The 17,273-nt window shown below is 66.0% G+C and carries 17 protein-coding genes; 3 read left to right on the forward strand and 14 right to left on the reverse strand.

Annotated features, from left to right (window positions below; translation table 11 throughout):
* Positions 1-42: 42 nt before the first annotated feature.
* The 9 genes from CFB47_RS36030 to CFB47_RS36070 all read right to left on the reverse strand — a co-directional run bounded on the left by CFB47_RS36030 (position 43) and on the right by CFB47_RS36070 (position 6,889).
* Positions 43-363, reverse strand: coding sequence for a high-potential iron-sulfur protein (locus CFB47_RS36030; protein ID WP_089444389.1), 321 nt, complete (start codon positions 361-363; stop codon positions 43-45).
* 140 nt (positions 364-503) lie between these two features.
* A complete protein-coding gene (locus CFB47_RS36035) occupies positions 504-845 on the reverse strand; it encodes a cytochrome C oxidase subunit IV family protein (RefSeq protein WP_089464100.1) in 342 nt (113 codons plus the stop codon).
* A gap of 7 nt (positions 846-852) precedes the next feature.
* A complete protein-coding gene (locus CFB47_RS36040; protein WP_089464101.1) occupies positions 853-1,572 on the reverse strand; it encodes a heme-copper oxidase subunit III family protein in 720 nt (239 codons plus the stop codon).
* Positions 1,569-2,180, reverse strand: a complete 612-nt coding sequence (locus tag CFB47_RS36045; RefSeq protein WP_089464102.1) for a cytochrome c oxidase subunit 3 — start codon at positions 2,178-2,180, stop codon at positions 1,569-1,571. The genes CFB47_RS36040 and CFB47_RS36045 overlap by 4 nt, the downstream gene beginning before the upstream one ends.
* Positions 2,177-3,937, reverse strand: a complete 1,761-nt coding sequence (gene ctaD / locus CFB47_RS36050) for a cytochrome c oxidase subunit I (RefSeq protein ID WP_089464103.1) — start codon at positions 3,935-3,937, stop codon at positions 2,177-2,179. The genes CFB47_RS36045 and ctaD overlap by 4 nt, the downstream gene beginning before the upstream one ends.
* A gap of 31 nt (positions 3,938-3,968) precedes the next feature.
* On the reverse strand, positions 3,969-5,117 hold the full coding sequence (locus CFB47_RS36055; protein WP_089464104.1) for a c-type cytochrome: 1,149 nt from the start codon (positions 5,115-5,117) through the stop codon (positions 3,969-3,971).
* Positions 5,118-5,221: 104 nt separating this feature from the next.
* Complete coding sequence (locus CFB47_RS36060; RefSeq protein ID WP_089444395.1) at positions 5,222-5,737, reverse strand: hypothetical protein; 516 nt, start codon at positions 5,735-5,737, stop codon at positions 5,222-5,224.
* Between the two features lie 218 nt (positions 5,738-5,955).
* Entirely contained in the window at positions 5,956-6,465 is a 510-nt protein-coding gene (locus tag CFB47_RS36065; protein WP_089429798.1) for a DUF1269 domain-containing protein, read from the reverse strand.
* Positions 6,466-6,673: 208 nt separating this feature from the next.
* Positions 6,674-6,889, reverse strand: coding sequence for a DUF3820 family protein (locus CFB47_RS36070; RefSeq protein WP_089444396.1), 216 nt, complete (start codon positions 6,887-6,889; stop codon positions 6,674-6,676).
* A gap of 123 nt (positions 6,890-7,012) precedes the next feature.
* Between CFB47_RS36070 and CFB47_RS36075 the strand changes: the two genes are divergently transcribed.
* Complete coding sequence (locus CFB47_RS36075; protein ID WP_069250279.1) at positions 7,013-7,201, forward strand: hypothetical protein; 189 nt, start codon at positions 7,013-7,015, stop codon at positions 7,199-7,201.
* A gap of 248 nt (positions 7,202-7,449) precedes the next feature.
* On the opposite strand, the gene CFB47_RS36080 is transcribed toward CFB47_RS36075, so the two are convergent.
* Together CFB47_RS36080 and CFB47_RS36085 are read right to left on the reverse strand one after the other, a co-directional pair.
* The gene (locus CFB47_RS36080; protein ID WP_089444397.1) at positions 7,450-7,791 is read right to left on the reverse strand and encodes a hypothetical protein; all 342 of its coding nucleotides are present in this window, start codon (positions 7,789-7,791) and stop codon (positions 7,450-7,452) included.
* 227 nt (positions 7,792-8,018) lie between these two features.
* Positions 8,019-8,960 (reverse strand): LysR substrate-binding domain-containing protein, encoded by a 942-nt coding sequence (locus CFB47_RS36085; RefSeq protein WP_089464105.1) that lies wholly within the window; start codon positions 8,958-8,960, stop codon positions 8,019-8,021.
* Positions 8,961-9,041: 81 nt separating this feature from the next.
* Here CFB47_RS36085 and CFB47_RS36090 point away from each other — a divergent pair, with 81 nt between their 5' ends.
* Complete coding sequence (locus CFB47_RS36090) at positions 9,042-9,440, forward strand: nuclear transport factor 2 family protein (RefSeq protein WP_047853709.1); 399 nt, start codon at positions 9,042-9,044, stop codon at positions 9,438-9,440.
* A 105-nt stretch (positions 9,441-9,545) separates the two neighbouring features.
* Here CFB47_RS36090 and CFB47_RS36095 read toward each other — a convergent pair whose 3' ends face one another.
* Entirely contained in the window at positions 9,546-9,959 is a 414-nt protein-coding gene (locus tag CFB47_RS36095) for a helix-turn-helix domain-containing protein (protein WP_089464318.1), read from the reverse strand.
* A 93-nt stretch (positions 9,960-10,052) separates the two neighbouring features.
* Between CFB47_RS36095 and CFB47_RS36100 the strand changes: the two genes are divergently transcribed.
* The gene (locus CFB47_RS36100; RefSeq protein ID WP_089464106.1) at positions 10,053-11,012 is read left to right on the forward strand and encodes an aromatic alcohol reductase; all 960 of its coding nucleotides are present in this window, start codon (positions 10,053-10,055) and stop codon (positions 11,010-11,012) included.
* Between the two features lie 548 nt (positions 11,013-11,560).
* Here the strand turns inward: CFB47_RS36100 and CFB47_RS36105 are convergent.
* Positions 11,561-12,223, reverse strand: a complete 663-nt coding sequence (locus CFB47_RS36105) for an OmpA family protein (protein WP_089464107.1) — start codon at positions 12,221-12,223, stop codon at positions 11,561-11,563.
* Between the two features lie 125 nt (positions 12,224-12,348).
* Complete coding sequence (locus CFB47_RS40925) at positions 12,349-16,989, reverse strand: YadA-like family protein (protein WP_105749955.1); 4,641 nt, start codon at positions 16,987-16,989, stop codon at positions 12,349-12,351.
* Positions 16,990-17,273: the final 284 nt, after the last annotated feature.

Raw genomic sequence — 17,273 nt, forward strand, 5'->3', positions numbered from 1 at the left:
GACGGCGTTCAGCTGCACGTCCGCCAGCCCATCCCTCCCTGGCTACGCCTTCTTCGTATAACCGTTGCACCAGCCTTTCGCACTGACCTGCTTGCCGCCGAAAATCGCGCACGCCCCCGTCGTGGCGCCGGCCTTGCCCTGGAAGAACTGACAATTCGCACAGGCCTCGCCTGCCTGGAATTTCGGGTACTTCGCATGATCGACCCGGCCGGCATCCGCCTTGTAGCCGAGCGCCTGGGCATTGGCATCGGTTTCCTGCACGACACCGGCACCGGCATCCGCCGCCGTCGCGCGGCGTCCAACGGCGAGCGCGGAGGCCAGCACGGTGGTGACTGCAATGAAACGTCGACGAGAAAATTTCATGGATCCTCCCTTCAGGTTCGCGTGAACGGATGTCCGGAATGCGCCATTTCCCGATGACGAAACGCCGCCCGCTCCGAAACAGCGCCCGTCGATCGCGCAGGCATCGCGCCCATCACGCCGACGCACGATCGACGCTGGAATCAGCGAAAGAACAGCTCCCGCATCCCGAACGTGTGATGCGCTTCGGCCGCCATCAGCACCATGAGCACCAGCAGGGTCAGCGGCGGGATCAGGATCGCGTACACGAGCGCCAGCCGCTCCCACATCATGTGCATGAAGATCGACACGATCAGCCCGGCCTTCGCGATCATCAGCACGACGATCAGCACCCAGCGCATCAGGCCCTGCACGTTGAAGTAGTCGACCAGGTACGACAACGTGCTCAGCACGAACAGCAGGCCCCAGATCTTCAGGTAGAGGCCGATCGGATGCTGCTGGCCGTGCGCGGCGTCGGATCGATCGGCGGGATCGGTGTGGTCCATGGCTGCCTCACCACAAATAGAACAGCGCGAAGATGAACACCCACACCAGGTCGACGAAGTGCCAGTACAGCCCGGCGATCTCGACGATCTGGAAGTTGCCGTGTTCGGTGAATCCCGGCTGCAGGATCTTGCGCGCGATCAGCAGCAGGTAGATCACGCCGCAGGTCACGTGAAAGCCGTGGAACCCGGTGATCGTGAAGAAGCACGCGCCGAACTGCGCCGCGCCCAGCGGATTGCCCCACGGGCGGATCCCTTCACGGAAGATCAGGTTGCTCCATTCGAACGCCTGCAGCGACACGAAGGTCGCGCCCAGCAGCGCGGTGGCCAGCAACAGCGCGGCAGCGGGCCGTGCGTTGCGCCGGTAGCCGAAGTTGACGGCCATCGCCATCGTGCCGCTGCTGCTGATCAGCGTGAACGTCATGATCGCGATCAGCAGCAGCGGCACTTCCACGCCGCCCACGCTGAGCCCGAACACCTTCGCGGTATCGGGCCACGGCGCGGTGGTCGACATGCGCACCGTCATGTAGCCGATCAGGAAGCTGCTGAAGACGAAGGTGTCCGACAGCAGGAAGATCCACATCATCGCCTTGCCCCACGGCACCCTGAAGGCTTCGCGGTCGGACGACCAGTCGGTGACGATGCCGCGCCAGCCGTCGGGCCGCACGTCGGCGGTCGGCACCGCAGACGATTCGGCAGGGGATTCGGTGTGGATCGTGGGCGCTTTCATGGCGCTGCTCCGTATAGCGGCCCACAGATGGCGGCGACGATCCCGGGAGTCAGCCACTGCATCGCCGCCAGCAGCACGAGCCACACCGCGAGCAGGAAATGCCAGTAGCGCGCGCACAGCGCGATGGCCCGTTGGGCCCGGAACGGGTCCGCGCGCCGGAGCGTCGCGATCGTCACGCCCCACGCCACCAGCCCGCCCAGCACATGCAATCCGTGCAGGCCGGTGAGCAGGTAGAGGAAGCTGTTGGACGGATTGACGGTGACCGTCTCCCCGGCTGCCGACAGCATGTGCCACGCAACCAGTTGTCCGATCACGAACACGGCCGCCAGTACGCCGCCGGCTAACAGCCACACCGTACGGGACGGGCCGATCCGGCGGGCGCGCTGCATCGCGAGGCTGGCCAGCGCCAGCGCGCCGGTGTTCCACCATAGCAGCGCCGGATGCGGGATCGGCTGCCAGTCGGGTTCGCGCATGCGCATCGCATAGGCGAACAGCAGCAGCGAGAACAGCGTCGTCGCCACCGCCATGAACACGGTCAGGCCGGTGCCGCCCGCATTCGGCAAGCCGGGTGGCGCATCGGGAACGAAGGGGCGCGGCAGCGTGGTCATTCGTGTGCCTCGCCCGGGTGCAGCGTCGGATGGGCCGCTTTGGATTCAGGCGCCGTCGCCGGCGGCTGATTCTGCGGCACGAAGTCTTCCTCCTGCCCCGGCGGACTGTATTCGTATGCCCAGCGGTAGACGACGGGAAGCGTCGGCCCCCAGTTGCCGTGTACGGGCGGCGTTTGCGGCGTCTGCCATTCGAGCGTGGTGGCCCGCCACGGGTTGCCGTCCGCACGCCGCCCGTGGCGAAGGCTCCACGCGAGGTTGAACAGGAACAGCAGCTGTGCCGCCGCGACGATCAACGCGACGATCGTGATGAACGTGTTGAGCGTCTGCGCCGAATGCGGAATGAAGCTGTAGCCCTGATACGCGTAATACCGCCGCGGCATGCCGAGGATGCCGAGATAGTGCATCGGGAAGTAGATCGCGTAGGTGCCGACGAAGGTGATCCAGAAGTGCGCACGCCCGAGCGTGTCGTCGAGCAGGCGGCCCGTCACCTTCGGGTACCAGTGATACAGGCCGCCGAACACCACGAGGATCGGCGACACGGCCATCACCATATGGAAGTGCGCGACCACGAAATACGTGTTCGACAGCGGGATGTCCACGCTCACGTTGCCGAGGTACAGCCCGGTGAGCCCGCCCAGCACGAAGGTGCTGATGAAGCCGATCGCGAACAGCATCGGCACGGTCAGGTGGATATCGCCGCGCCACAGCGTCAACACCCAGTTGTAGACCTTGAGGGCGGTCGGGACGGCGATGATGAGCGTCGTGGTGGCGAAGAAGAAGCCGAAGTACGGGTTCATGCCGGCGATGAACATGTGGTGCGCCCAGACCACGAAGCTCAGCGCGCCGATGATGACGATCGCCCACACCATCATCCGGTAGCCGAAGATGCTCTTGCGCGCATGCGTGCTGATGAGATCCGACGCGATGCCGAAGGCCGGCAGCGCGACGATGTAGACCTCCGGGTGCCCGAAGAACCAGAACAGGTGCTGGAACAGCAGCGGGCTGCCGCCCGCATGCTTGAGCGTCTGCCCCATCGACACCACGGCCGGGACGAAGAAACTGGTGCCGAGCGTGCGGTCGAACAGCATCATCACCGCCGACACGAACAGCGCCGGAAACGCCAGCAGCGCCATGACGGTCGCGATGAAGATGCCCCACACGGTGAGCGGCATGCGCATCAGCGTCATGCCGCGCGTGCGTGCCTGCAGCGTGGTGGTCACGTAGTTCAGGCCGCCCATCGTGGCCGCGACGATGAAGATCGCCAGCGACACGAGCATCAGCACGATGCCCCATTCCACGCCCGGCGTGCCCGGCAGGATCGCCTGCGGCGGATACAGCGTCCAGCCCGCGCCGGTCGGCCCGCCCGGCACGAAGAAGCTCGCCACCAGCACCAGCACCGCCAGCAGGTAGACCCAGTAGCTCAGCATGTTGAGAAACGGGAATACCATGTCGCGCGCGCCCAGCATCAGCGGGATCAGGTAGTTGCCGAAGCCGCCCAGGAACAGCGCCGTCAGCAGGTAGATCACCATGATCATCCCGTGCATCGTGACGAACTGGTAGTAGTGGTTCGCGTCGATGAACGCGAACTTGCCCGGAAAGCCGAGCTGCAGCCGCATCAGGTCCGACAGGACGAGGCCGACCAGGCCGATCGCGATGGCCGTCAGCGCGTACTGCACGGCGATGACCTTGTGGTCCTGGCTCCACACATAGCGGGTCCAGAAGCTGTGCGGACCGTGGTCGGTGTGCGCGTAGGTCATGGCGTCTGCTCCGTCTGCTTCGTCCGTTCCGCTAGGGCTGGGCCGCGGTGCCGGCGGGCGTCCCGCCTTGCGCCTCGATATAGGCCACCAGCGCGCTCAGTTCCTGCTCGCTCAGGTCGAAGTGCGGCATGATCGGCGAGAAGCCCTTCACGACGCGGGCCGTCGGATTGCGGATGAACGCGCGCAGATAGGCTTCGTCCACCTTCGCGGTGCTGCCGTCGGCCATCGTTTCGGTCTTGCCGTACAGGCCCTTCCAGGTCGGGCCCACGAGCGGGCTGCCGTCCACGGTATGGCAGGCGACGCAGCCCTTGGCCGCCGCGAGCGTCTTGCCCAGGTTGGCCAGCGCCTGCGCGCTGCCGCCCGCGGCGGCGGGGGCAGCCTGCACGTGGGCCATCTGCTGCTGCGCGAACGTGGTCTGCTGCGCCAGCCAGCGCGAGAACGCGGCTTCGTCTTCCACCACCACCATGCCGCGCATGCCGGAATGCCCGATCCCGCAGAGCTGCGCGCACAGGATGTCGTAGCGCCCTGCCTGGGTCGGCGTGAACCAGAAGGTGGTCACCATGCCCGGCACCATGTTCATCCGCGCGCGGAACGGCGGGACGTAGAAGTCGTGCAGCACGTCGCGCGACCGGGTCAGGACCTGGACCGGCCGGTTGAGCGGCAGGTGCACCTCGGGACCGTCGATCAGGTAGTTGTCGCGGCCGTTCGGGTCGGCGGGGTTCAGGCCGAACGGGTTGTCGTTGCTGATGTAGCGCACGTCGGTCGTCCCCAGCTTGCCGCCGGGCCCGGCGAAGCGAAAGCGCCATTGCCATTGCTGGCCGAGCACTTCCATCTGCAACGCGTTGCGCGGCGGCCGGATGTAGTCCGCGTAGACGAACAGGCCCGGCGCCAGCAACGCCGCGACGCCGACGATGGTCAGGCCGATCAGCCACCATTCCAGTTTCCGGTTGTGCGGTTCGTAGGCCGCGCGGTGCCCGCTGCGGTGGCGATAGCGCACCAGGGCGACCACGATGAACAGGTTGATGGCGATGAAGAATGCGCCGGTGATGACGAGCGTGATCGTCAGCATGTCGTCCATGCGCACCCAGTTCGACGCAATCGGCGTGATCCACCACGGACTGGCAAAGTGAAACCCCACCGCCAACACGATGATCAGGACCAGGGCAATCGCAAGGGCCATGGGCCGCCTCGCTGCATCTCACTCGCCGGCGCCGCCGACACCCGGTTCCGTGTTTCCCGTGGGCGCCGCGTGGTCAAGCGCGGCGCGGCGGGAAGCGCGATGGGTCAGTCGTCCACGTTCTGCTTGCGCAATCGCTCCAGCCTGCCGTAGGTGATGGCCGCCACCACGCCGAACAACAGGTTGGCCAGCAACGGCCCGGAACCGCGCTCGGAGACGAACCACGGGAACACGGCCGTCATCACGTAGAAGTTCCACCCATACGCGACGATCCCGAACGCCAGCCCGATGACGGCTTCCATCCCCACGCTCGAATCGAAGCGGAAAGGCGCCATGATCGCGGCGAGCATCATCCCCATGATCGCGCCGAGCACGTAGTGCAGCAGCAGCGCCATCGCCACGATTTCGAGGTTGAATTGCGTCATCTGGCCGAGCGCGCTACGGCCCATCACCATCGCCGCGATCTTGTGGGTCGGTTGCCACGGGCTCGAGCCGAGCACCAGCGTCGACCAGACGAATTCCAGCGCGATCACCAGCGCGCCGCCCGCGAGGCCGGCCACGGCAGCGGCGACCCAGTCGGGCGTACGACGCGCCCAATGGTGCGATTGAATGTGCAGTTCCATACGGCCTCCTTGCCGACGGTTCGACGTTGGCACTTCGATTCCCCCAGGCATCACGCGCGTCGGCCCCGCGTCTCTTGCGCGCTTCGGCATGGCGGACATGAGTTGCCTGCGCAACGAGCGCACGCCCCGCTCCCCGCGCGGCCCGCGGCCGCGGCTGTGCGCTCGGCGAAACGCGTCAATCGACGCGGTTGTCGGGCAGGCCGCTTGGCTGTCGCGTGTCAGGGGAAGATCGGTGACGTAGGTTCGGCGCCCTCCAGGTCTGCCTTCGGAAAATGCTGGGCGACCATTTCTTCGATTTCCTGCTCTCGCAATGCCGGCACGTCGGCCATGATCAGGATCTGGCCTGCCTGGATGGCCTCGCGAAATCGCTGGAGTCGCGCGTTCGGCTCGGCGATGCCGATCATCGCGGCGGTCCACGCCCCGAAACCCGCGCCGGCCAGCGTCAGGCCGACGACGGCGCCGCCCGCGATCACGAGCTCCGCCGGCGGAAAGACGAGCGCGACGAGGCCGATCAGCGCACCGGCCGCGCCGCCGAGCGCGACGCCGCGCTCGAGTGCATGCACGACGTCGCTGCTTTGCAGCAACGATGCTTCGGGTAACTGATCGAGTGTGACGCTGTGGTCGGCGAGAACGTGGATATGGCGCCAGACGATGCGTGCGCGCAATAGATCGTCGACGATGGCCTTCGCCATCTGGGTATCGGGTACGAGGAAATAAAGGCGTCTCATGTTGGCACCCCTTTTCTTGCCATCAACGCGTCCAAGGGACTGTTTTCTATTCTATGTCAGCCTCGGCGACACGCCAGGGACATGCAAGCCGCGGACGGGGTCGCATGTGAGCGTTCGGCCAGGCGTGGCCGGTGGGGTGGATGCGCGGTGGTCGTTGTCGATCACGGACGAACGATGCGGGGGCCGGCACATTCGCCCGCGATGGGCGCTATCCGCGCTTTCGCAACGGCGCCAGCAAGTCCCGCAGGCCGTTGTGGTCGATCTCGTGCATCAGCGCGAGCTGCCGGCCGATTTCGCCGCGCGGAAACCCTTCGCGCGCCAGCCAGTTGAGGTAAGGCCCGGGCAGGTCGGCAATCAGCCGGCCCTTGTATTTCCCGAAGGGCATGGTGACGGTGACGAGTTGTTCGAGGTCTGGATTTTGCATGCGGGTATTGTGCCCGGCTTTTCGGTCCAGTCGCAGATCTCGCGAAAAGGACTCGGCGAACCGCCTGCGCCCCTTTTCTCGCCTGCTAGACTGGAATTCCCCCTGCACACGATGGAGGGAATCATGTTGTCCGTCTACGTCGTGAAGACCGGCGAGCAGTTCCTCTGCACCGCCGAGGATGGCGATATCGGCATGGCACCGGCGGTTGAGGATGCCACGTCGTTTGGTTCGTATGAAGAAGCGGAAAAGGCGGCGCACGTGCATGCCGACCCCGGATACGAAATCGTGGCCGTCTGCGTGATCAGGCACTGACAGGGCGCCCGCTGCCGGGCGCCCGGCGACGCGATGCGGCTCGCCATTCCGTTGGCGCGATGGGCTGTGCCCGGAATGACCTGGCGACGGATCGATTGTGTGTCGGGGCTCTCACGCCGGGATCGCCGCACGCGTCGGCAACTCCGCCGTGTACGGTCCGACGCTATGCGCCTTCCCTGAAATACCCGGCATCCGGCGCGCGCGCCTCGTATGCGGCGCTGCGGGAATTCGCGCGTCGCTGCTCCGCGTTATCGTCTGGGCCCTTTCATGCCCTCCGACTCCATGGCCGCATGCCATTCCTCATTCGCCTCGATCGGATCCATCGCTTCGTCGACCGAGGCCGTCGCGCGCTCGGCGGCCGCTCTCGCTTCGTCTGCCGGTGAGGCAAAATCACCGTCGCCTTCGCGATCGTCATCGCCATCACCGTCGCCCGGGGGATGCAGCATGTCCTTGAGCATCGCGCTCAGCTCCGACGTGTCCCATGGCAGCCCACGCCGAGTTCGATCCTTGATGTAGTGCCGCACTTCCGCGTCCTGCTCCACGGTCAGCGGCAGTCCGCGAAAGGTGCTTTGGGGGCCAGCGTCGATCATCGCATTCTCCTGCTTCCAGGGCATTGTCAGTGTACTCGCCATTGGGAACGCGGGAGCCATAATCGCTGCGCGCTTGCGGCAGATCAGACGTGCGGGCTCGACAGGCTGCCCGATTGGCAATGCGTCACGTGGTCATCGAAGATTGGAACGCCGGCATGGGCCGTGTTCGCGCTCGCGTCACCTGCCAACGGCGAACCCGCGGTACAGGGTGCTTTCCCCGATAACCCTCAGTCATCCTGCGCAAGCCGAAACAAGACGTCAGCGAGCGCGCGAATCTTGGACTGTGCGGCTCGTTGGGATGGATAGACGACGTAGTACGACAAGCCGTTTTGCGCCACGTCGGCAAAAGGTGTCGTCAGTGTCCCCGCCTGCAGGCGGTCCCTCGCCATCCGGGGATCGCCGATTGCCACGCCATGCCCTTCCGCCGCAGCGGAGAGCGTCAATTCGAGGGTATCGAAAACGAGTCCGCGGCTCGCGTCGATTTGCCGTGCCCCAACGCTTTCCAGCCAGCATCGCCACTCCTCGTGGCCGTGTCCGGGATGGAGCAATGTGACATGAGCAAGGTCGGCGGCCGAGCCAAGCGATGCGGCCATTGCGCGTGTACACATCGGTGTGAGTTGCTCGTCAAACAACGGAACCGCGTCCATACCCGGCCACTGCCCGGTTCCACGCACAACGATGGCGTCGACGTCAGGGGTCGTGAAATCCGGCGTGTCGTCCGCCGAAGTGGAGATGCGAAATTCTGTTCCAGGCAACGCGTGATTGATGTCTGCCAGCCGTGGGAGCAACCAGCGAAGCGCGAACGTGGAGGGCAACCGCAGCGTGACGACGGGCGCTGTCCTGGCGTGAACGTCCGCATGCTGAACCAGTTGCGTGAGTACGCCGACGGCCACGGTCAACAGTTCGCTTCCTTCCGCCGTCAGCGTCAACCCTGACGCATGGCGCACGAAAAGTGCACACCGGTAGTGCGATTCCAGTTGCTGGACCTGACGGCTCACCGCGCCCTGCGTTCGACACAGATGGTCGGCGGCTTTGCTGATGCTCCCGAGTCGTGCCGCGGCGACGAATGACTGGAACGCCGTCAGCGGCGGCAGCGGCCGCGTCAGGTCGCCCAATGGATATGCATGCGTTGCATACCCGGGTTGCGGATTTTTCGATTGTTCGGTCATCGGTGCATCGCTATCTTGCCTGTACCGGATGCGCGTCTGTTCGAATGCGCGGCGTCGTCAACGAATGATCGGAGAAAAAAGATGGTCTCATCGTCGGAAGCACTATACACCCGGCAGGTTCGCAACTATCTCGCGGAGCTGGAGCGTGGCGACGTCGCGGCGATCTGTGCGTTGTTCACGCCGGACGCCCAGGTCTTCTCGCCGTTTCTCGGCTGGATGAACGCCGCGCCCTTCTTCGCGAAGGTCAATGCCGCGTCCGGAGCGAGCAAAATAACGCCCATCGACATCTGCGTCAGCACGACGGGGGCTCGACGTGCGACCGGCTACTTCGTCTATGACTGGGCGCTGAAAGATGGGTCCGCGGTGCGTTTCGAGTGCGTCGATGTTTTCGAATTCGACGACGATGGGCGCATCGAGCGGATGATCATCGTCTACGACACCCATCCGATTCGCAGTACGGTAGGCGACAAATACGCGTAATCGAAGCGCGGCACTTCCTGCGCGGCAACGACAAGCCGCTGACCCGGAGGCTCCAGTCCTGCTTCCCGTCACGAACGTATGGAATGCGAATCGACGACCGGCAAGCTACGCGTTCTCGTCGCGGTGCTGGCTGTCGAAACTCCGCCTCGCTTCCCGGAAGCGGTCCGCATTCTCGACGATCCAGGTCCACAGCGGGACCATGCGAACGAGCAGATCCATGCCCGTATCGGATAACTCGTATTCGACTCTAGGGGGCACTTCCTCGAAATCGTGACGGAGCACCAGGCCGTCACGTTCGAGTTGTCGCAGCGTGCGCGTCAACATCCGCTGAGTCACCCCGTGCATGCGCCTGCCGATTTCGGCGTGGCGCAGCCTGCCATACACGCCGAGCGTGTGGACGACACCGAGCGACCAACGACTTCCGGCGTGGGCGAGCACCTCCCGCCGCAGCCCGTCATCATCGTCTCGCAGGCCGTCGCATACGGTCTGCGAATATTGGAGAAGTTCGTCTCGATCCAACTCTCTGGCTCCCAGTATCACGCGTGTACCTTCTTTCATCCACGTCCATGCGCCGCTAGACTGCGTGCACCGCATTCCTCAGCAGGCTAAACGATGAACCAGACAGATCCTAACGCAACGTCTCAAAACATTCTCGTGCTCGGTGCAGGCGAACTCGGCCTCCCGGTACTACGCCATCTGGCGCGTCGAGCGAAGGACATCGCAGGCACGAAGATCAGCGTGCTGCTGCGCGCGAGCGCCGTCGAATCCAGCGTACCGGCCAAGCGGCACGATATCGCGGAGATTCGGGATCTCGGGATCGAGATCGTCGTAGGCGATTTCGTGAAGCACTCCATCGACGAGCTCGCGGCCCTGTTCGCACGATATGACACGGTAATCGGTTGCGCGGGCATTACTGCCGGAATCGACACGCCGATGAAGTTGGCGCGGGCTGCGTTGCAGGCGCGCATCCCGCGGTACTTCCCGTGGCAGTTCGGGGTCGATTTCGACGTGATCGGCCGCGGCAGTCCGCAGGACATCTTCGACGCCCAGCTGGACGTGCGCGAATTGCTGCGCAGTCAGCACGAGACCGAGTGGGTCATCATCTCGACCGGCATGTTCATGAGCTACCTGTTCGAGCCGGAATTCGGTGTCGTCGACCTGCAAAACGACGCCGTCCACGCGCTGGGCAGCCTCGACACCGCCGTGACGCTGACGACGCCCGACGATATCGGTGCGCTGACCGCCGCGATCGTGTTCGCGCAGCCCCGTATCCGGAACGAAATCGTGTATCTGGCCGGCGACACCGTGACTTACGCGGAGGTTGCCGACAAGTTGCAAGCGGGCCTCGGCCGACCGTTCAGCCGTGCGGTGTGGAGCGAGCAGTATTTGCTGGATGAGCTGGCGCGCGACCCGAACAACATGATGCGCAAGTATCGTGCGGCTTTTGCTCAGGGCCGAGGTGTCGCATGGGACAAGCATGGGACGTTCAACCAGCGCCACGCCATTCCGGTCACCGACGTGGCATCGTGGATCGATGCGAACCTTGCTGCGGGACGCGGCAAGTCATCGTAAGTCCGGCCATCCAGGCAAACCGGATCGAGGATCGTTCCACCGAGCGCAAAGCCCGCCCCGGCCGATAGGTGCTGGCTTTGGGCTCCGTACGACTGACGAGCCGAATTCTGCTCGGCGAAGTCGGTGGGTGAAAGCAATGCGGCGGTTGATGGAAGTTGCTTGTCGGCGGGCATTGGCGGCGCTCGGAATCGGATGACGGGTTAGGGTCGTTTTCTACCCTTCGTACTTGTCGACCCTTGCTGCGATCGAACCCGTTTCAGCCACGCGACAATTGCAGCCTCGCACCCCGGTCGCAGTCGCTCTGATCCGATTTGCACGGAGCCCCGCGCCGCGCCGTGTTGGCAGACGCCGATGAACCCACGACATCGGCGCCCGCCAACCGGCCCGCGGGCCATCGTGCCGCGTCGTCGTCCAGGCGATGGCGGCACCGCCCCCCCCGTCGCGACGCATTGCTTGACTCGACCGCCTGCGCCCCCGGACGGCATCGCTGCCGCAAGCGCGCCGTCGGTTCTCGACGGCCACGCCTGCGTCAAGCCGATGGCGACGCCCTACTTCTGCAACGAGATTTCCACCCGGCGATTGCGCGCCCGCCCTTCGGTGGTCTCGTTCGACGCCGCCGGGTTGGTTTCTCCATGCCCCGTCGCCGCGACCGAATCCGCCTTCAGCCCGTGTTCGCGCAGATACCCGGCGACCGCATCGGCGCGACGCTTCGACAGTGCCTGGTTGTGGGCATCCGAGCCGGTCGCGTCGGTATAACCGTCCACTTCCACACGAGAGAAATGCCGGTCGCCCTGCTGGCTCAGCAGACTGTCGAGCGCGGCGGTGGCGGCGGACGTCAGCACGGCGGAGTCGGTCGCGAAGTACGCATCGCCGGTCAGGCTCACCTTCTCGACCGCGGCGGGCGCCGGCGCGGCCGCCGCGGCCACCGGCGCGGGTGCCGCACCGCACTGGAACACGATCGAGTGCGGATCGGCGCCGTCGCGGTACGGCGTCGTGGAATCGACCTTGCGCACGGCCTCGTTGCCGCACATGCGCGTCGCGACCTTCATGCAGGTATTGGCGCTCGACAGGATGCCGTGACAGTCGACACGGAACGTCCGGATGCCGTCGCGCGGCTGAAGTTCGTATGCGTTGTACGTCGGCCCCGATGCGCTCGAACAGGCCGCGAGGGAAACGACGGACGCCAGCAGTGCAAGATGAATGTTTTTCACTTGAGGACTCCGAAAATGCGAGGGGCGCAACGCGGGCGGTGCAATGGCGCAGCCGCCTCCGCGTGCGTGTGCGTTCGACGCGGTCCGCCCCGGCACTGCATGCCGGCGCGAACCGCTGCGCGCGATTACTTCCACTGATACAGCATGCCCGCGCCGACGACGCGCTGGCTGCCGGCGAAACCGCCGTTCAGCGTCGCCTTCAGGTTTTCCGTGACACGCGCCTGCACGCCGACCGCCATCGCCTTCTGCCCCTGGAACGTCGCCGTACCGACCCCCATCGCGAAGTTCGAGTCGCGGTCCATGTGCGGGATCGACGCCATCGCGGCGGTGGCCGCGATCCCCTCGCGTGCCATCGAATCGGTCTGCTGGATCTGCTGCTGCATCTGCGTGAGCTGGTTGTTGACGGTGTTCAGCGACTGCGTGAACTGGTTCGACACCGCGTTCAGCTGGTTCACGTTCACCGCATCCGTGCCCTGCGTACCGGCCGCGACGTTGACCACCTGGCGCGCCGATTCCGCCGAGCCGACCGCGACGACGTTCGAACGCCCGCCGTCGTTGCTGCCCGTGCCGATCGCGGCCGAATTGCTGCCCGACGCCGTCGAGCCCACGCCGAAGGCGGTGGAGCCGTTGCCCGATGCGAGCGCATTGTTGCCGACCGCCGTGCTGTTCGAGCCCGATGCCACCGCACCCGACCCACCCGCCGACGAATTCGGGCCGGTCGAGCCCGGCGGCACGTTCGCGCCGTTCGGGTTCGTCGTGTACTGGCCGCCGAGGTTGGTCGTGCGCTGGTCGATCAGCGTCGTCAGCTGGTTCGCGACCGAGTCGAGCTGCGACACGTTCACCGCATCCGTGCCGTTCTTGCCGGCCGCGAGGCCCGTGATCTGCCGGTTGCCGATGTTCACTTCGCCGGCCGACGATTGCGGGCTGCTCAGGCCGTACGCGACGTAGTTCGTCAGCGCGCCGACCGTCGTCAGCGAACCCGCGCCCAATGCCACGCTGTTCGCGTACGTCGCGGACGCACCGGCGCCCAGCGCGAGCGCATCGGTCGCGTTGCCGAGCGCGCCGGAACCCAGCGCGACGCTGCCCACGCTGACCGCCTTCGCATTCGCGCCTTGGGCGACCGACTGCGCGCCCAGCGCCGTCGCGCCGCTGCCGAGCGCGAGCGCGTCGGCCTGCGCGGCACTCGCCGCCTGCCCGATCGCGACGCCGCCAGGCGCGGTCTGGTCGACGATCGCGCCGTTGCCGATGCCCACGCCGTTATCGCCGTTGACGACCGTCGTCGGCCCCACCGCGACCGATTCCGCGCCGACGGCGAGCGAGTCGGCCGCCGTCGAATTCGCGTGGAAATACTTCTGGCCCGTGACCGCGAACGACTGCAACGCGCCGGCCAGCTGCCGCACGGTCACCGCATCCTGCTGCCCGGTGCCGTCCGCGACGTTGGTGATCTGGCGATACGTCTTGCCGGTCGCGTCGCCGACCGATACCGCGCCGAGCAGCGTCTGGTCCGTCGTGTTGAACGGGATCGATGCGGTGCCGTTGCGGAGGATGCCCGATGCCGGCGTCGTCGCGCGGTCGGATACCGATCCCGCACCGAGCGCGATGCTGCCGTCCACCTTCGAGATCGCATTCGGGCCGATCGCGACGCTGTCGAGCCCGATCGCCTGGCTGTCCGGCGCGGTCGAGTTCGCGTGGAAATACTTGATGCCGTGCGCGTTGATGTTGTCGATCGCCGAGCCGACGTTGTTGTTGATCGTCGTCGAACCGTCGCTGTTGTACGTCACGTACGACGGAGCCGAAATCGTGCCGGTCGTCGGATCGTAGGTGGCCCCGCCGCCGATCGCGCCCGCCGTGCTGTTGCCGAGGTTGGTGTTGTTGCTGGCGATCGAGCTGAGGCCGGTGGACAGCGAGCCGAGGCCCGTCGACGTCGCGGTGGACAGCGACGTCAGGTTGCTGTTGGTGCTCGACAGCCCGGTGGACAGCGAGCCGACGGTCGTCGAGGTCGACGTCGACAGCGACGCGATCGAGCTCGTCGTCGAACTGAGCCCGGTCGACAGCGAACCGATGCTCGTCGAGGTCGCGGTCGACAGCGACGTGACGGTGCTGTTCGTCGAGCTCAGGCCGGTGGACAGCGAACCGACCACCGTCGAGGTGGACGTCGACAGCGACGTCACCGCGCTGTTCGTCGAACTCAGGCCGGTGGACAACGAGCTGATGCCCGTCGACGTGGACGTCGACAACGACGTCACCGTGCTGTTCGTCGAACTCAAGCCGGTGGACAGCGAGCTGATGCCCGTTGACGTGGACGTGGACAGCGACGTCACCGCGCTATTGGTCGAACTCAATCCCGTCGACAGCGAACTGATGCCGGTCGAGGTCGACGTGGACAGCGACGTGACGGAGCTGTTCGTCGAACTCAAGCCGGTGGACAGCGAGCTGATACCCGTTGATGTCGACGTCGACAGCGACGTCAACGAGCTATTGGTCGAACTCAGGCCGGTCGAGGTCGACGTGGACAGTGACGTGATCGCACTATTGGCCGACGACAGGCCGGTCGACGTGGACGTCGACAATGACGTCACGGCGCTGTTGGTCGAACTCAGGCCCGTCGACAGCGAACTGATGCCCGTCGAGGTCGACGTCGACAACGACGTGATCGCGCTGTTGGCCGACGACAAACCGGTCGACGTGGATGTTGACAGCGACGTCACCGAGCTATTGGTCGAACTCAACCCGGTCGACAGTGAGCTGATGCCCGTCGACGTCGAAGTCGACAACGACGTGATCGCGCTATTGGCCGACGACAACCCGGTCGACGTGGACGTTGACAACGACGTCACCGAGCTGTTGGTCGAACTCAATCCCGTCGACAGCGAGCTGATGCCCGTCGACGTCGAGGTCGACAACGACGTCACCGCGCTATTGGTCGAACTCAATCCCGTCGACAGCGACGTGATCGAGCTGTTGGCCGACGACAACCCGGTCGACAGCGACGACACCCCCGTCGACAACGAACCGACACTCGACGCCGTCGACGTCGACAGCGAATTCACCGCCTGATTCGTCGCATCGAGCTGCGACCCGTTGATCGCATCCGTGCTCGCCGAACTGATGCGCCCGGCCGCGACATTGGTGATCTGGCGCTCGGTACCCGCAGCACCGACACTGACGACGCTGGTCGGATTCGTGCCCTTGAACGTATACGTCACGCCGCCGATCGTCGCGCTTGCGGTCGGGTTCGGCGCGGCCGTCGTCGAACCCGAGCCGAGCGCGACGTCGCCTGCATTGTTCGCCACGGCCGACGCGCCGAACGCCAGCGCACCGGCCGCCGCCGCCGTCGACGTGTTGCCGAGCGCGAGCGAACCGGTGCCCTGCGCGATGTTCGAATTGCCGATCGCGACCGCGCCGTCGCCGTTCGCCGTGTTGTTCGACCCGGCCGTGACCGCGCCGGTGCCGATCGCGGTGCTCGGGTCCCCGATCGCCACCGCACCGTTGCCGCTGACCGTCTGCCCCAGGCCCAGCGCGACCGCGCCGATCCCGCCCAGCACCTTCGAGTTGTTGCCGCCGGCAATCGAGCCCGCCCCCGCCGCCGCCGCAACCGAGTTCGAATCGCCGATCGCCACGGTCGACCCCGCCGCCGCGACGCTGTTGATGCCGACGGCCGTTGCATTCGTGGCCGACGCCGTCGCACCGGCCCCCAGCGCGCTCGCCGACACACCGGTCGCCAGCGCGGTATTTCCGAGCGCGGTCGCGAACTGCTGCGTCGCGCTCGACTGGACGCCCATCGAAATCGAACTGATACCCGTCGCCTTCGCGCTCGTGCCGAGCGCCATCGAGGTATCGGCGCCAGCCGTCGCATTCGAGCCCAGCGCGATCGAGCTGGTGCCGAGCGATTGCGTGCCCGAGCCCGGTGAGCCGGCGACCCCGCCCCAGCCGATCGCGATCGAGGTCGTGCCTTTCGCGCCGCTGTTGACGCCCATCGCGACACCGGAATTGCCCGTCACCAGTGCGCCGCTACCGACGGCCACCCCGGCTCCGCCCGAACTCGTCGCCTGGTTACCGATCGCGATCGTGCCCGTATCGGTCGCGTGCGACGCGTAGCCGAGCGCGACGCTCTGGACCCCGACCGCACTCGCCCCGAGGCCGAGCGCGGCCGCGTACTGGCCGGAAGCCAGCGCATTGTTGCCGAGCCCGATGGCGGCCACGCCGGTCGCGGCCGCCCCGCTGCCCATCGCCACCGCCCCGCTTTGCGTCGCGCTCGACAGGTTGCCGATGGCAACCGAGTAGTCGCCCGAACCGATCGCCTGCACACCCATCGACGCGCTGTTGACGCCGGTCGCCTGCGCATTGATGCCGACGGCCGTCGAACCGTCGGCCATCGCATGCGCGCCGGGGCCAAGCGCCGTGGCCGACACGCCCTGCGCCGTCGACAGGTTGCCCAACGCGGTGGAGTTCGTCTGCGCGGCACTCGACCCGACGCCGATCGCGATCGACGAGACGCCGCCGGTGGCCGTCCCGCCATCCGGGTTGTACTGCGCATGCGCACCGGCATGGAACAGCGCGAGATACGCGGACGCCATCAGCATGGTGAGCCGCCTGAGCGACGGGGCCGAGGTCGCGCCTGCGCGAACCGCGGCTGCTCCTTCGATGTCGCGCTCCGGCGTGCCACGCGACGACGCAACGCGCTTGCCGCGCGCGCGATCAAGCTCCGAAGCCGCAACCCAGGCTCCCAATGCTTCGTTCCAGATCGACTTGAACGTCTTGTTCATCTTGTCTTCCCTCGGTTCTCATGTGCTGGATGACGCAACGGCGAACACGGCAGCCGGCGTGAATGTCCTCTACACATTCCCGTCCACCTCGCGACGTTCGCCACTCACTTTGGATCACTAACTAAACAGCCGGGTAACGCTGCACGCCACGCGCGATGGGTATCGCGATCACGCAATCGCGCGCCGCCCGTGCCGGTCGACACGAGGCGAGGCGACGATCGCCGGTTATCGAATCATGGAAGCCGACACGGCAAGCCCGGCGGCTCGACGCTGGGCGTGCGGTT

Origin of the sequence: Burkholderia sp. AU27893 (assembly GCF_002223205.1) — a bacterium.
In the GTDB taxonomy this organism is placed as follows: domain Bacteria; phylum Pseudomonadota; class Gammaproteobacteria; order Burkholderiales; family Burkholderiaceae; genus Burkholderia.